14 protein-coding genes and 1 riboswitch are annotated in these 13,258 nt (G+C 71.8%); of the genes, 7 read left to right on the top strand and 7 right to left on the bottom strand.

What is annotated here, in order from left to right:
* Positions 1 to 205: 205 nt before the first annotated feature.
* Both ACU6WZ_RS20970 and ACU6WZ_RS20965 read left to right on the top strand, forming a co-directional pair.
* Entirely contained in the window at positions 206 to 1,402 is a 1,197-nt protein-coding gene (locus ACU6WZ_RS20970; RefSeq protein WP_447029649.1) for a hypothetical protein, read from the top strand.
* 29 nt (positions 1,403 to 1,431) lie between these two features.
* Positions 1,432 to 1,596, top strand: a complete 165-nt coding sequence (locus tag ACU6WZ_RS20965) for a hypothetical protein (RefSeq protein ID WP_447029648.1) — start codon at positions 1,432 to 1,434, stop codon at positions 1,594 to 1,596.
* Positions 1,597 to 1,654: 58 nt separating this feature from the next.
* Here ACU6WZ_RS20965 and ACU6WZ_RS20960 read toward each other — a convergent pair whose 3' ends face one another.
* Together ACU6WZ_RS20960 and ACU6WZ_RS20955 are read right to left on the bottom strand one after the other, a co-directional pair.
* Positions 1,655 to 3,085 carry an MFS transporter gene (locus tag ACU6WZ_RS20960; RefSeq protein ID WP_447029647.1) on the bottom strand — a complete coding sequence of 477 codons (1,431 nt, stop codon included), beginning with the start codon at positions 3,083 to 3,085 and terminating at the stop codon, positions 1,655 to 1,657.
* A 393-nt stretch (positions 3,086 to 3,478) separates the two neighbouring features.
* Positions 3,479 to 3,658 (bottom strand): hypothetical protein, encoded by a 180-nt coding sequence (locus ACU6WZ_RS20955; RefSeq protein ID WP_447029646.1) that lies wholly within the window; start codon positions 3,656 to 3,658, stop codon positions 3,479 to 3,481.
* Between the two features lie 140 nt (positions 3,659 to 3,798).
* Between ACU6WZ_RS20955 and ACU6WZ_RS20950 the strand changes: the two genes are divergently transcribed.
* The 3 genes from ACU6WZ_RS20950 to ACU6WZ_RS20940 all read left to right on the top strand — a co-directional run bounded on the left by ACU6WZ_RS20950 (position 3,799) and on the right by ACU6WZ_RS20940 (position 6,478).
* Complete coding sequence (locus tag ACU6WZ_RS20950; protein WP_447029644.1) at positions 3,799 to 4,449, top strand: class I SAM-dependent methyltransferase; 651 nt, start codon at positions 3,799 to 3,801, stop codon at positions 4,447 to 4,449.
* A gap of 22 nt (positions 4,450 to 4,471) precedes the next feature.
* Positions 4,472 to 5,449, top strand: coding sequence for an N-acetylmuramoyl-L-alanine amidase (locus tag ACU6WZ_RS20945; protein ID WP_447029643.1), 978 nt, complete (start codon positions 4,472 to 4,474; stop codon positions 5,447 to 5,449).
* 141 nt (positions 5,450 to 5,590) lie between these two features.
* Positions 5,591 to 6,478 carry a DUF5336 domain-containing protein gene (locus ACU6WZ_RS20940; RefSeq protein ID WP_447029642.1) on the top strand — a complete coding sequence of 296 codons (888 nt, stop codon included), beginning with the start codon at positions 5,591 to 5,593 and terminating at the stop codon, positions 6,476 to 6,478.
* Between the two features lie 71 nt (positions 6,479 to 6,549).
* Here the strand turns inward: ACU6WZ_RS20940 and ACU6WZ_RS20935 are convergent, their stop codons facing one another.
* Positions 6,550 to 7,383 (bottom strand): maleylpyruvate isomerase family mycothiol-dependent enzyme, encoded by an 834-nt coding sequence (locus ACU6WZ_RS20935; RefSeq protein ID WP_447029641.1) that lies wholly within the window; start codon positions 7,381 to 7,383, stop codon positions 6,550 to 6,552.
* Positions 7,384 to 7,392: 9 nt separating this feature from the next.
* A complete protein-coding gene (locus ACU6WZ_RS20930) occupies positions 7,393 to 7,968 on the bottom strand; it encodes a hypothetical protein (protein WP_447029640.1) in 576 nt (191 codons plus the stop codon).
* Positions 7,969 to 8,189: 221 nt separating this feature from the next.
* Here ACU6WZ_RS20930 and ACU6WZ_RS20925 point away from each other — a divergent pair, with 221 nt between their 5' ends.
* On the top strand, positions 8,190 to 8,480 hold the full coding sequence (locus ACU6WZ_RS20925) for a hypothetical protein (protein ID WP_447029638.1): 291 nt from the start codon (positions 8,190 to 8,192) through the stop codon (positions 8,478 to 8,480).
* A 179-nt stretch (positions 8,481 to 8,659) separates the two neighbouring features.
* On the opposite strand, the gene ACU6WZ_RS20920 is transcribed toward ACU6WZ_RS20925, so the two are convergent.
* The 3 genes from ACU6WZ_RS20920 to ACU6WZ_RS20910 are packed head-to-tail and all read right to left on the bottom strand — an operon-like array spanning position 8,660 to position 11,860.
* On the bottom strand, positions 8,660 to 9,742 hold the full coding sequence (locus ACU6WZ_RS20920) for a prenyltransferase/squalene oxidase repeat-containing protein (RefSeq protein WP_447029637.1): 1,083 nt from the start codon (positions 9,740 to 9,742) through the stop codon (positions 8,660 to 8,662).
* The gene (locus ACU6WZ_RS20915; protein WP_447029636.1) at positions 9,739 to 10,485 is read right to left on the bottom strand and encodes a class I SAM-dependent methyltransferase; all 747 of its coding nucleotides are present in this window, start codon (positions 10,483 to 10,485) and stop codon (positions 9,739 to 9,741) included. Before ACU6WZ_RS20915 ends, ACU6WZ_RS20920 begins: the two co-directional genes overlap by 4 nt.
* Before the next feature lie 28 nt (positions 10,486 to 10,513).
* Positions 10,514 to 11,860 (bottom strand): glycosyltransferase family 4 protein, encoded by a 1,347-nt coding sequence (locus tag ACU6WZ_RS20910; RefSeq protein ID WP_447029635.1) that lies wholly within the window; start codon positions 11,858 to 11,860, stop codon positions 10,514 to 10,516.
* A 234-nt stretch (positions 11,861 to 12,094) separates the two neighbouring features.
* Between ACU6WZ_RS20910 and ACU6WZ_RS20905 the strand changes: the two genes are divergently transcribed.
* Positions 12,095 to 12,688: a TetR family transcriptional regulator gene (locus ACU6WZ_RS20905; protein WP_447029634.1), complete on the top strand. Its 594-nt coding sequence runs from the start codon at positions 12,095 to 12,097 to the stop codon at positions 12,686 to 12,688.
* 450 nt (positions 12,689 to 13,138) lie between these two features.
* Positions 13,139 to 13,222, top strand: a riboswitch (cobalamin riboswitch).
* The last annotated feature ends 36 nt before the right edge of the window (positions 13,223 to 13,258 follow it).

The raw sequence follows: 13,258 nt of genomic DNA, 5'->3' as shown, positions 1-13,258 counted from the left end.
CGCAGGTGCGCGTCGGGCTGCGACGGCCTGCGTCAGCTTGAGTAAGGCGGCCCTAACTTATCCCCGGATTCGCGTCGCCCAGCACACCGGCCCCTGTCGGCTCAGCCGAATCGGGTGGTGGCCACCCTTATGTGTGAAGAGAGCGGTCTCGTGTTGTTCGGCAGGGAGTGCGAAAACTACTTTCGGTTGCCGGAGGTGACGACCGATGACGGCCTGTGCCATCGAGACAGGGGCCGGCGGCGGAGCGCTGCGTGAAGCGGTGTTCACGATCGCCGCGGACGGTTCGTACGCTGCGCGGCTGGCCGGCGTGGGCGACGCCCGGTTCCCCGAGCGGTGGACGCTCGACGGACCCGAGCCCTACGCCGTGCCGCTGCCCGCGGACCAGCCCGAGGAACCGGACACCGGGCTGCTGCCGCTGGCGGACGGGCGGGTGCTGATCCACCGCCGGGAGGGCGGCGCGTCGCACGCCTTCGCCGGTGGGGCGGGGCGGCACTCGTTCTCGCTGCTGTATCCGACGGGGCCGCGTACGGGCCGTTGCACCGGGGAGTTGCGGGTGGGCGCGGTGGAGTGCGAGCACCTGGAGCTGCTGCCCCCGGCGCCGGGCGGCAGCCGGGCGTACGCACTGGCCGTGGGTGAACTGTCCACCGTCGTATGGCTGGTGGCGGGAGGCTCCTTCGGGCCCGAGCGCGTCGCCGAGGTGGGGGGGCGCTGCTCGGGCGGCGTATGGCTGGACGGTACGGGCCGGATGCTCGCCCTGGACCGGGAGGCAGACGGCGTCACGAAGGCGGTGGCGGTCGACCTGGAGCGGGGCGGGGAGATGACGCCGCTGCTCCAGATCACGGACGGCAGCAACGACCGGCTGCTGCTGGCCGACGCGGACAGCGGGCTGTTGCTGCTCAGATCGGACGCTCCGGGGGAAGACCGGCTGGGTTGGGGGGTGCTGGGCAGCATGCTGCCGGTACGTTTCCCGGAGTCGCTGGAGCCGGCCGACTGCGCCGTGACACCTTTCGCGGTGCAGCCGGGGCAGATGCTGACGCCGGAGAACTGCGCGGTGGGGCTGCGCGTCGACGGGGCGGCGGGCAACAGCTGGGTGGGGGTGTGGCGTCCTTCGGGGCGCCGGCTCCATCACCTCGCCGCACCGGCGGGTTGGCTGGCCGGGGCGGGGCTGTTCACTGCGACCGGAGTGCTCCAACTCCCTTACGCGACAGGCGAAGTGCCCTGCGGGGTGGCCGGTGTCGCGGCACCGGAGGACCCGCAGGTCACCAAACCGGCACGAGCGGAATCCGCAGGTGGGGAACCGTTTGCCGCTCCGGACACTCCTGTGGTGTGCAAGCCCGTACCTCTGCAGCAGGCGCCCCTGAACGGGCGAGGCGCGGTGGGGTTGGCCTTGCACCGAAAGTGATCGCAGCGATACCAGGGGATGCCTCCCACATGTCTGAAACCAGAACCGATACTCCTCCGCCGCGCCTCCGGCCGCCGGACGCCGACCGTGCCGACGCCGGCCACTCCGGCAGGCACCGCGGCGTCGCGGCGCCGGCGGAGGACACCACGACCCCGGTGCAGGGGCGGCACCGCCGGGGCGCGACGGAGCGTTAGCCGAGCCGGCTGATCAGGCAGGGCCGGATGACTGGGCAGCGCCGGCCCCGAGCCGCCCTCACGGGCGCCCCCCACGTCGCGGCAGCCACACCACCATCAGCACCGCCCCCGCGAGCAGCGCACCCGACCCCGTCCGGAACGCCAGCGCGTACCCGGCGGTCAGCGCTTGTGCGCTCTCCCCGCCCGCCGTCCTGGACGCCGCCAAGGTCGACAGCACCGCAAGCCCCAGGGCGCCGCCCATGAACCGCGAGGTGTTGACCAGGCCGGAGAGAAGCCCGGCGTCGCCCGGCTCGCCACCGGAGGTCGCGAGCGAGGCCAGGGGTGTCGAGGCGAGCCCGGCGCCGAGCATCATCACGATCCCCGGGCCGAGGATGGCCGTGAGGTACGTCCCGTCGGGCCCCATCGTGGACTGCCACGCCATGCCGCAGGCCGCCACCGCGGTGCCGGTGATCGCAACGCGTCCCGCCCCGGCCCTGGCCATGAATCGCGGGGCCAGCTTGGCGCCGATGACGACGCTCAGTGAGCTGGGTACGAGGGCGAGCCCGGCGCCGAGCGGGGTGTAGTCCAGCACGTTCTGCGCGTACAGCGTCATGAAGAACCACATGCAGAACAGTGCCGAGCCGTTGACGAACATCGCCGCGTTCGCCGCCGCCACGGCCCGCACCCGGAAGAACTTCAGCGGCATCAACGGCGCCTTCGCCCGCGCCTCCACCGCCACGAACGCGCCGAGCAGCGCGAGCCCCACCCCCAGCGGCACGAGGGTGGCGGCCGCCGCCCACCCCTCCGCCTCGGTCTGAACGATCCCGTACGCGAGGGTGGCGAGCCCGGCGGTGACCAGCAGCGCGCCGGGCAGATCGAGCCGGCGCCCGTCCCTGGCGTGGCTCTCCACCAGCCATACGGCGGCGCACGCGAGCACGAGCGCACCGACGGGCACGTTGATCAGCAGCACCCAGCGCCATGACAGCCAGTCCGTCAGCACCCCGCCGACCAGCCCGCCCGCGGCCCCACCGCCGGCGCCGACCGCCGCCCACGTCCCGATGGCCCGCGTCCTTGCGGGTCCTTCGGGCACGGCGGAGGTGAGGATCGTGAGCGTCGCGGGCGCCAGCACGGCGGCCCCGAGCCCCTGCACGGCGCGGGCGACCAGCAGATGCCAGTCCTCCTGCGCGAACCCGCCCGCGAGGGAGGCGGCGGTGAACAGTCCGAGCCCGGTCAGGAAGGTCCGCTTGCGCCCGAAGATGTCGGCGGCCCGCCCACCGAGCAGCATGAACCCGGCGAAGGCGATGGAGTACGCGTTGACGACCCACTGCAGCCCGGCGGCGCTCAGCCCGAGATCGGCGCGCATCGACGGCAACGCGACGTTGACGACGGACACGTCGAGGACGACGAGAAACTGCCCGGCGCAGGCGGCGAGCACGGCCGCCCAGGTACGAGGCGTGGTGGGCGCGGACGATATCCGGGTACGGGAGCGGGCCTGAAACATGCCGGTCATGCTCTCAGCATCACCGTGCCCCGTACACCTGGGTTGAGGGCCGCGCGGTCGTACGTGCTGCCGGCTCGCGCCGTGGGGGTCCGGATCTCCCGCCCCTGCCCGTCAACAGGCCTCGGTGGCGGCCAGGGCCTTCGCCTGACGGCGGGTGAGCCGCTCGCCGGCCTCGGGGGGGGGCGCTCGGCGGGGCGGCGGAGGTGTTCGGTGAAGCCGAGGCGGGCCGGGACGGCGCCGCTGGCGCGGTTGGCCGGGTCGTGGACGACCTCGACGTAGTCACGCCGGGGAGGCGGAAGCCCTGTGCGACCGGGCCGCGGGCGGTCCGGGTGGCCACGCCACGGCCGGTGGCGGCGGGGTGCAGCCACTCCCGCTCCATCGACACGTCCTTGGCCCCGCCCTTCAGCAGCGGCAGCCGTACGACCATGCCGTCGCCCAGCCGGTACATGCCGTTGACCGTGCCACCGGACGGAAACGCTCCACCGCCAGCCCCGACCACTGGGGGAACTGACCGGCGATCAGCAGCCGTACGAGGTCGTCGTCGATGGGGTGCATGTCGGGATGCATCTGTCCTGTGCTCATCGGCCGCCATCTGATCGCCGGACGCCGCCGGGCGTCAAGCTGCCGGAGCCCGGCGGCAAGACGGTTCGAGTGCGGCGCCGGACGCTGGGCCGCCTACGATCGACGCAGCCAAGAACGTACGTACGAGCCGGAGGAACCCCATGGCTGTCGCCGCCGCCCCCAAGCCGGAGACGCTTGCCGCCTTCGAGGCCGCCAAGGGCTTCATGCCGGTACGCGAAGGGCTCGCGCTGTACGCCGCCGCCGCCGAGGCCGGCGCGCTCGGGCTGCCGCTGCTGGAGATCGGCACGTACTGCGGGCGCTCCACGATCCTGCTCGCCGACGCCGCCCGCGAGGCCGGCACGGTCGCCGTGACCGTGGACCATCACCGGGGCAGCGAGGAGCAGCAGCCCGGCTGGGAATACCACGACCCGAGCGTGGTGGACCCCGAGGTGGGGATGATGGACACGCTGCCGGCCTTCCGCCGGACCCTGCACCGGGCCGGTCTTGAAGAGCACGTGGTGGCGGTCGTCGGGCGTTCACCGCAGGTCGCGGCCGTGTGGGGCGGCAAGGTGGGGCTCGTCTTCATCGACGGTGGGCACACCGACGAGCACGCGAACGGCGACTACGAAGGGTGGGCCCCGCACGTCGCCGAGGGCGGGCTGCTCGTGATCCACGACGTGTTCCCCGACCCGGCGGACGGCGGCCAGGCCCCGCACCGGGTGCATCAGCGGGCGCTCGCGTCCGGTGCCTTCACCGAAGTCTCGGTGACCGACTCGATGCGCGTCCTGCGGCGCACGGGCTCGGGGATCTGACCGGCCCGGATAGCATCGCCGCGTGTCGTACGACAGCCAGCCCCCCACCCCCCCGGCCACTCCCCCCACAGCTCGCACGAGCCCGAGCACGAGCCGCCTGCGTCGCGGCACCCTGACCGTCGCGGTCGCCGCGCTCGTGCCGGGTGCGCTGGCGGGCTGGCTCGTCTGGCAGATGACGAGCGGCCCGGAGGCGGGAGGCGAGCCGCCGAAGGCGCTGCCGTCGCCGGGCGGAAGCGAGAGCCGGTCGGTTACGGAGGCGCCGCCCGCGCCTTCCGCACCCGCCCCGTCCGGCACCCCCGACGACAAGCCGTCCGGCTCGGGCAACGGCCCGCTCGCCGGCAAGGTCGTGGTGATCGACGCGGGCCACAACCCGGGCAATTTCCGCCACACTCGCGAAATCAACGAAAAGGTCGACATCGGCACGAACCGCAAGGAGTGCGACACCACCGGCACGAGCACCAACGCCGGTTACACCGAGGCGGCGTTCACCCTCGATGTGTCGCGCCGCCTGCGCACGCTCCTCGCACAGCAGGGCGCGCGGGTCACCTTGACGCAGAACGACGACCGGCCGTACGGACCCTGCGTGGACGAGCGGGCCCGTATCGGCAACGAGGCGAAGGCCGACGCCGTCGTCTCCGTCCACGCGGACGGCTCGGCCATCGGCAACCGCGGCTTCCATGTGATCCTGCCGGCCGAGGTGAAGGGCGGGGCGGCCGACACCCAGAAGATCGTCGGCCCTTCGCGCGACCTCGGCACCCGCATCGCGGGCAAGTTCGTGCAGGCGACGGGCAGCGCCCCCTCCAACTACGTGGGCGGGGGAACGGGGTTGGACGTACGTAAGGACCTGGGCGGTCTCAATCTGTCGATTGTGCCCAAAGTGTTCGTCGAATGCGGGAACATGCGTGATCCGAAGGACGCGGCCCTGCTGACAGAGAGGAACTGGCGCCAGAAAGCGGCGCAAGGCATCGCCGACGGTATTGGCAGCTATCTCCGGGGGTAGGACGGGTGGGGGCCGGTCCCCCGAGCCCTCCCCTTCCCGGGGGCTTCCGGGGGGACGATACATTCATCCGTACGATGCGGAGCTGCCCCCGAGCTTCACACTGTGCCGCCCCGACGAGTCGACCCACTAAGGACCTTCAAAGTGAACATCCGCTCCCTCACTCGAGGCGACGGCGTGGTGATCGGAGCAGCGGTGGTGCTGTTCATCGCCTCGTTCCTCGATTTCAAGTCGTACGACAGGCCGGCCTGCACGGGCGACATCTGCCCGCCGGAGTTCGACTCCCTCAACGCCTGGGACGGCCTGGGCATCCTGATGAGCATCTACCTCGCCGGCGTGATCGCGGCGGCGCTCATCGTGGTGTCCCGCGCGATGCCGCAGCAGCGCAAGATCGCCGGTATCGACCTCGGCCAGTTCGGTGTCGCGCTCGCCATCTTCGCGGCGTGGACCGCACTGTGGACGATCATCGACGGCAGCAACGCCGGCGCCGGCCAGATCATCGGCCTGATCGCGGCCCTGCTGCTCGCCGCGGGTGCCGTGGCCGGCCCGCTCGTCCCCGCCCTCAAGGCCCCGCTCATGGGCGCCTCCCGGCCGCAGGTCTCGCAGCAGCAGCCGTACGGCGGCCAGCCGGGGCAGCACGGCGCCGGTGGGTACGGCTACCCGGGCGCCCAGCAGCAGCCCTACGGCGGGCAGCCGGGCCAGCACGGCCAGCCCGGCCCCGGCCAGCAGCAGCCGCCGTACGGCGCGCCGCCGCAGCACGGCCAGCAGCACGCACCCCAGGCGCAGCAGGCCGCGCAGGCGCCCCAGGCCCAGCAGGCCGACGCGTCTGCCGATGACTTCGCGCCGTTCTGGTTCGCGGTCCCGGTCGCGCGCCCGCTGTACGCCGAGGACGGTTCGCCCACGCCGATCGCCGAGCTCGCGCCCGGCACCTGGTACCTGGCGGTGGACCAGCGCGGTTCCGCTCTGGTCGCCCAGACGCAGGACGGCCGGCGCGGCGTACTCCAGGACACCACCGGCATCCAGCGCGGCTGACCCCGGGCCGCCACCGCACGTGACCGTGGCCCCCGCCCTTCCCGGGCGGGGGCCACAGCCATGTGCACCCGTCAGCCGAACGTCGCGCGCTCCAGCCAGAAGTCCAACAGCTCCGCGTCCCCCAGCACCTCCACCCGGTCGCTGTCGGCCGGCAGCCGGCGGTAGAAGACCTGGAGTACGTCGGCCAGCGGGCCGCGCAGCGCGACCGTCGCCTTCGCATGGGCCCGGCGCCAGGTGAAGCCGTCCTCGCCGAATTCGATCAGCCACTCCGCGTCCGTCACGTCCCCCGCGTCCGTGGCGTGCAGGTGGAGGGAACGGCCGGAGCCGCGCAGTGCGTTGGCCTCCTTGTCCGTGCCGGTGGACTGCACCCAGCTGACGATGTCAAGCCACTCGTCGATGGTGTCGGCCGCGACCGCGGAGTCGACCTCGAAGGTGATGCCCGCCGCGATCGACGCGTCCGCCCGGTGGATCACCGTCTCGTGCGTCATCCGACGCGCCCAGAAGGCCGCGCTGTGGTCCGCCGCCCAGGACCACACCGGCATGTCGGGGCCGGCGGCGCGCAGCGTGTCGGCCGTCTTCTGCGCGCCCTGGTCGAGCCACTCGTCCAGGGCCGCCGGTTCGTCGTCCCCGGGGCCTGTGAAGTCGGGAACCCGGTCCTCGGGGACGGCTTCGGAGGCCCGCGTCCGTACGATCGTCTCGACCCAGCGGTGCGCCCCGCCGACGTGCCGGGCGAGGTGGCCGAGGGTCCACTCCGGGCAGGTCGGCACCTTCGCGCTGAGGTCGGCGTCGACGAGGACGGCCCTCAACAGGTCGGTCTGCCGGACGATTTCGTCGCAGTTGCGTGCGTATCCCGCCTGTACCGAGTGTGCCGCGTGTGCCTCTTGTGCCTCAACCGGATCAGTCATGCGGACACTCTAATTCGCTGCGCCGCCGAGTTGGGAGCCCGAGGGTACCTTGTCCTTCACCTCCGCGCCCGCGCTCTTCCCAGCGTCCTTCACGCTGTTGATGACCCCCTCGAAGGTGCTCACGTCCGCCTCACCCGCCTCGCCCTTGCGCAGCTTGGTGCCGAGTTCCTTCAGGGACGCGATGCCCGCCGACAGTGGCGCCACCGCCTTCGACAGCAGCTCGTCACCCTGGGCGTTCTTCACCGCCGCGTTGAGCCTGTTGTACGTGAAGGCGCCCGCGAGGCCCGCCTTGACGAGGGCGACCCTGCGACCCTCCGCGCCCTTCTTGAACTTGCCCGCACGGTACGGCTTGATGATCCACTGGTACGTCGCACCCGCCGCGAGCCCGGCGTTGGCTACGAAGCGCGCCTTGGCGTACTTCTGCGCCTCTGTCGAAGCGCCGGGGGACGCGGAGCCGCTCGGCGACGCCGAACTGCTCGAAGTGTTCGCGTTCTCGTCGTCGCCGCACGCCGTGCCGGTCAGGAGCAGCGCGAAGGCGAGCAGCAGGGTGGTCACGGCGCGGCGCAGCGAGGGGATCGCGGACACGGCAATGCCTCCAGAGTGGCCCAAGCGGCCGGAGTGGGCGGAAAGCGGCACACAATCCGCAGCATCGCCCGCGCCCGCGTGGCACGCACTCCGGGGCGGGCCGACCGGGCCTGCCCGGTGTTCACCGGCGGAAACCGGCGGAGACCGGCGGAGACCGGCGGACAGACGAGGGAAGCCTTTACCCCGCGTTTAACCCGCCCCATCGCGGCAACCAGACTGCCATGTCTCCCAGAAGCAGATCCGGCAACCCGGCAGCCACGATCCTCGTAGTCATAGCGGACGTCCTGGCCTTCATCCTGATCCTGTGGATCCTGATGTACCTGTTCGACGCCAATCGCGGCAACGAACTCGTCGAGTTCGTCCGTGACTCCGCCCGGTTCCTCGCGGGCTGGTCCCACGACCTGTTCACGTTCGACAAGGAATGGGCGCGTGTGGTCTGCGGCTACGGTCTCGCCGCGCTCGTGTACCTGTTCATCGGCCACGGCATCGCCGGCCGCCTGCGCCGCAGCTGACCCCGCCCGGGCCCACCCGGGTCCGGGCAGCGGCTCCCCAGCTAAGACCGTCCGGCAATTGGGGGGTGCATGCATCGCAAGGCGGAGGATTGAGGCATGGCGGAGCCATGGTGAGTGACGACAACGCGGCGAGGTGCGTGCCCCCACACCGCGACGCCGCCCCCCAATTGCCGGTCGGTCTAAGCGCAGCAGTCCGGATCCAGGCCCAGCGGCAGCCGTTCGCCGCTGAAGACGGCGGTGGTCGCCTCGTCCCCTCCGAGCGCGGCCACCGCGAGCAGCAGTGAGCCCGCCGTCCAGGTGGTGAGCTCCTCCGGCCATACGGCGTCGTCCGCGAAGACGTACCCCGTCCAGTACATGCCGCCCGGCGCCCGCAGATGCTGGATCGACTGGAGGATCTCCAGCGCCCGGTCGGACTCGCCCATCACCCAGAGCGCCAGGGCGAGTTCACAGCTCTCACCGCCGGTCACCCACGGGTTGGGGTCGATGCACCGCACCCCCTGCCCGGGTACGACGAACCGGTCCCAGTCCGTCTCGATGCGTTCCTTGGCCTGCGGGCCGGTGATCGCGCCGGCGAGGATCGGGTAGTACCAGTCCATCGAGTAGTGGCTCTTGTCCAGGAACCGCTCGGGGTGGCTCTGGATGGCGTGCCGCAGCGCGCCGACCGACAACTCCCATTCGGGCTGCGGCTCTTCGAGCTGTTCGGCGATGGCGAGTGCGCAGCGCAGGGCCTGGTGGATGGAGGAGCTGCCGGTGAGCAGAGCGTCGTGCACGGCTGTGCCGTCGTCCTCCCGCTTCCACCCGATCTGTCCGCCCGGCTGCTGGAGCCCGAGGACGAACTCGGTGGCCGCGTACACGACGGGCCACATCCGGTCGACGAACGCGTCGTCGCCCGTGGCGAGGTAGTGGTGCCAGACGCCGACGGCGATGTACGCGCAGAAGTTGCTCTCGCGCCCCTGGTCGGTGACCCGCTCCGCGTCCCCGTCGTCGTACGCCGCGTACCAGGAGCCGTCGGCGTTCTGGTGGCGGGCCAGCCACGCGTAGGCGCGCGAGGCGGCCTCGTGTTCACCGGCGGCGTCGAGCGCCATGGCGGCCTCGGTGTGGTCCCACGGGTCGAGGTGGTGCCCCCGGAACCAGGGGATGGCGCCGTCCTCGCGCTGCGCGGCGAGGATGCCGGCGACGGTCTCGGCGGCCTGCTCGGCGGTGAGGACACCGGGCAGGACCAGGTGTTCCGTACCTCCGAGGTCGCGCTCGTACGTAGTCACTTGGCGGCCGCCGCGACCGGCAGGTGCGGCTTGGTCGCGTAGGCAACGAAGCTCTTGCCCACGACGGGGTTGAGGGCCTGCTCGGCGAGGCGGGTGGCCAACGGCTTCTTCATGATGTCCCAGACCAGCAGCTTGTGGTACGCCCGGACCGGCAGCGCTGCGTCCTTGCCGTCCCTGCCGACACCGAAGGCGCACTTCAGCCACCAGTAGGGCGAGTGCAGCGCGTGCGCGTGATGGGTGCCGTACGGCTTGAGGCCCGCCTCGCGCATCTTGCCGAGGAGTTCCTCGGCCTTGTAGATCCGGATGTGGCCGCCCTCCACCTCGTGGTACGCGTCGCTGAGCGCCCAGCAGATCTTCTCGGGCCCGTAGCGCGGCACGGTGACGGCGATGCGCCCGCCCGGCTTCAGTACGCGCACCATCTCGGCCAGTACCCCCTTGTCGTCGGGGATGTGCTCCATGACCTCGGAGATGATCACGACGTCGAAGGAGGCGTCGGGGAACGGCAGGTTGAGCGCGTCGCCCTCCATCGCGGTGGCGGTGGCGCCCGCTGGGGCCTCTCCGGCCTCCTTCATCGCGGCGAACCACTTGGCCACCTCGCGGATCTCCTCGGCGTTCTGGTCAAGGGCCACTACCTGGGCGCCGCGCCGGTAGCACTCGAAGGCGTGCCGGCCCGCGCCGCAGCCCAAGTCGAGTACGCGATCGCCCGCGGCGAGCGGGAAGCGGGAGAAGTCCACGGTCAGCACGAGGCCTGCCCTTCGGGGTGGGTGTGGGTCAGGGGGTGAGGGTCATGGCGCCGGCGGCCCGGCCGGCGCTCCGGTCGGCGCCGGCCCGCGCTTCGATCCGGGCGCGATAGAGCTCTGCGGTGCCCTGGGCGGCCCTGGCCCAGGTGAACCGGTCCAGCACCCGCAGCCGGCCCGCCGCGCCGAGCCTGAGGCGCAGCGCGGGGTCGTCCAGCAGGCGGCCGAGGGCGGCGGCGAGGGCGCCGGCGTCGCCGGGGGGAACCGCGAGGCAGGTGTCGCCGTCCGCCCCGGTGACCTCGGGGATCGCGCCGCCGGTCGTGGCGACCAGCGGGGTGCCGGTGGCCATGGCCTCGGCCGCGGGCAGCGAGAAGCCCTCGTACAGGGAGGGGACACAGGCGATCTGGGCGCCGCGCACCAGGTCGACGAGTTCGGCGTCGGTGATGCCCTTCACGAACCGGACGGCGTCCTGGAGGCCGTAGCGCTCGATGGCCTGGGCCACGGGGCCGTCCTGCGCCCGCTTGCCGACGACGACGAGGTGGGCGCCGGGTTGCTCGGTCCGGAGCTTGGCGAGGGCTTCGACGAGGTGGACGAGGCCCTTGAGGGGAACGTCCGCGCTGGATGTCGTGACGATCCGCCCCGGTATTTCGGGGACGGACGGGTCGGGCGACCACAGGTCGGTGTCCGCGCCGATGTGCACCACGGAGATACGGTCGCGGCGCACCCCGAGGTGTTCGACGATCTCCTGCTGCGAGGAGCCGGAGACGGTGAGCACCGACGGCAGGCGGCGGGCGACGCGCTTCTGCATGCGCGTGAAGCCGTACCAGCGGCGTACGGACAGGCGTTTGCGGCGGGTTTCGGCGGCGTCGAGGTCGAGGCGGCGGTCGACAGTGATGGGGTGGTGGATGGTGGTGACCAGGGGTGCGCCGAGGTCGCCGAGCAGGCCGTAGCCGAGCGTCTGGTTGTCGTGGACGACGTCGAACTCACCGCGCCGGGCTGCCAGATGGCGCTGGGCGCGCAGCGAGAAGGTGAGGGGCTCGGGGAAGCCGCCGGTCCACATCGTCGCGACTTCGATGGCGTCGATCCAGTCGCGGTACTCGGAGAGCTTCGGTGTGCGGAACGGGTCCGGGCTGCGGTAGAGGTCGAGGCTGGCCAGCTCGGTGAGCGGTACGCCCTCGTCGAGCACCGGATAGGGCTGCGAGCCGAGGACTTCGACGCTGTGGCCGAGGCGGGCGAGTTCGCGCGAGAGGTGGCGGACGTAGACGCCCTGGCCTCCGCAGAAGGGGTTGCCCTTGTAGGTGAGGAGCGCGATGCGCAACGGACGGTCGCCGTCGACGGTGTCCCCCGCGTGGGGGCCCGCCTCTATGGCCTCAGCGGTCACTCTCGGCCCCTCTTCTCACTGCGCTTTCACCGGAGCGTAGCCGCTGGCGTTAACCTAGAACAAGTTTCAGTATGCAACGTCGGACGAGCCCCGAATCTACCCGCAGGTAGCGCAACCGTAAGCGCCGGATCAGGTGATTCGCGCCACGACAGGGGCCCTGCCATGCTGTGCCGCCCGGGGACCCGCTCCCCCACGGCCGGCGCATGGACGGGAAACGCCATGGAATCGGGACGCATGACAGTGGAAGTCAAGCCCACGCCACCGCCCCTGACGGTACGTCAGGAGGAGCGCCGGCGCAGCATCCTGCGCGCCAGCGCGCAGCTGGCCGGGCGGGGCGGGTTCGACGCGGTGCAGATGCGTGAGGTCGCCGAGTCGTCCGGGGTGGCGCTCGGCACGCTGTACCGCTACTTCCCGTCCAAGATCCATCTGCTGGTCGCCACCATGCAGGACCAGCTGCAGCGCCTTCACACCACCCTGCGCAAGCACCCCCCGGCTGGGGAGAGCGGGGGCGAGCGGGTCGCGGAAACCCTGCTGCGGGCCTTTCGCGCCCTGCAGCGGGAGCCGCAGCTCGCGGACGCGATGGTGCGGGCCCTGACCTTCGCGGACCGCGGCGTCAGCGCGGAAGTGGACGCGGTCTCCCGCCTGACGACGGCGATCATCCTGGACGCGATGGACCTGCCGGGCCCCGCGACGCCGCAGCAGCTGTCGGCGGTCCGGGTCATCGAGCACACCTGGCACTCGGCGCTGATCACGTGGCTGTCGGGGCGGGCGTCGATCGCCCAGGTGAGATTCGACATCGAGACGGCCTGCCACCTGATCGACCGCTAACGGCCTGGTGCGCGATAGGGGGCGGATCAGCCCGCGGCGTCGGATGCGGTGCATCGCAAGACGGCGGAGCATCCTCATAGCGGAGCTATTAGGGAGTTTCGCCAACGCGGCGAGGTGCCGTAGCCGGCGTCGCGGGCCCGTCCCCTATCGCGCACCAGGCCGTAACGACCTCCCCCACGGTAGGGAGTGGATCAGCGAGCGGCGTCCTGCGGCTTCGATTGCAAGGCGGAGGAGGGAGGCGGATGGGGTCTCCCCTGCTCGAGCGAAGCCGAGAGCTTGGGGAAGGAGCTTCGCTGACTGACGACAACGCCGCAAGCGGAGTCGCAGAGCGTCGGGAGCCCGCTCCCTATCGTGGGGGAGGTCGTAAGGCCCCCGGGGGCCCGGGCACACCGGCGCGGTCAGGGCGAAACACCGCCGGTAGAGTGTGCGAGTCGTCATCATGCCCGTCTGGGGGAAGCCGGTGTGAATCCGGCACTGACCCGCAGCCGTATACCCCCACCCGGGTCCCCCGGTGGGCGGTGAGTCGGAATACCCGGTGCGGCATGACTGGCTCGGCACCGTCGAGGTATA

The organism is Streptomyces hypolithicus (assembly GCF_052934925.1).
The sequence above is the reverse complement of the archived record's forward strand: the minus strand, read 5'-3'. Positions and strand labels throughout refer to the sequence as shown.

Excerpts from the sequence above, each read along its gene's own strand:
- ACU6WZ_RS20935 (WP_447029641.1), bottom strand. The coding sequence starts at position 7,383 with ATGACTGATCCGGTTGAGGCACAAGAGGCACACGCGGCACACTCGGTA.
- ACU6WZ_RS20905 (WP_447029634.1), top strand. The coding sequence starts at position 12,095 with ATGACAGTGGAAGTCAAGCCCACGCCACCGCCCCTGACGGTACGTCAG.
- ACU6WZ_RS20925 (WP_447029638.1), top strand. The coding sequence starts at position 8,190 with ATGTCTCCCAGAAGCAGATCCGGCAACCCGGCAGCCACGATCCTCGTA.
- ACU6WZ_RS20965 (WP_447029648.1), top strand. The coding sequence starts at position 1,432 with ATGTCTGAAACCAGAACCGATACTCCTCCGCCGCGCCTCCGGCCGCCG.
- ACU6WZ_RS20970 (WP_447029649.1), top strand. The coding sequence starts at position 206 with ATGACGGCCTGTGCCATCGAGACAGGGGCCGGCGGCGGAGCGCTGCGT.
- ACU6WZ_RS20950 (WP_447029644.1), top strand. The coding sequence starts at position 3,799 with ATGGCTGTCGCCGCCGCCCCCAAGCCGGAGACGCTTGCCGCCTTCGAG.
- ACU6WZ_RS20960 (WP_447029647.1), bottom strand. The coding sequence starts at position 3,085 with ATGACCGGCATGTTTCAGGCCCGCTCCCGTACCCGGATATCGTCCGCG.
- ACU6WZ_RS20955 (WP_447029646.1), bottom strand. The coding sequence starts at position 3,658 with ATGAGCACAGGACAGATGCATCCCGACATGCACCCCATCGACGACGAC.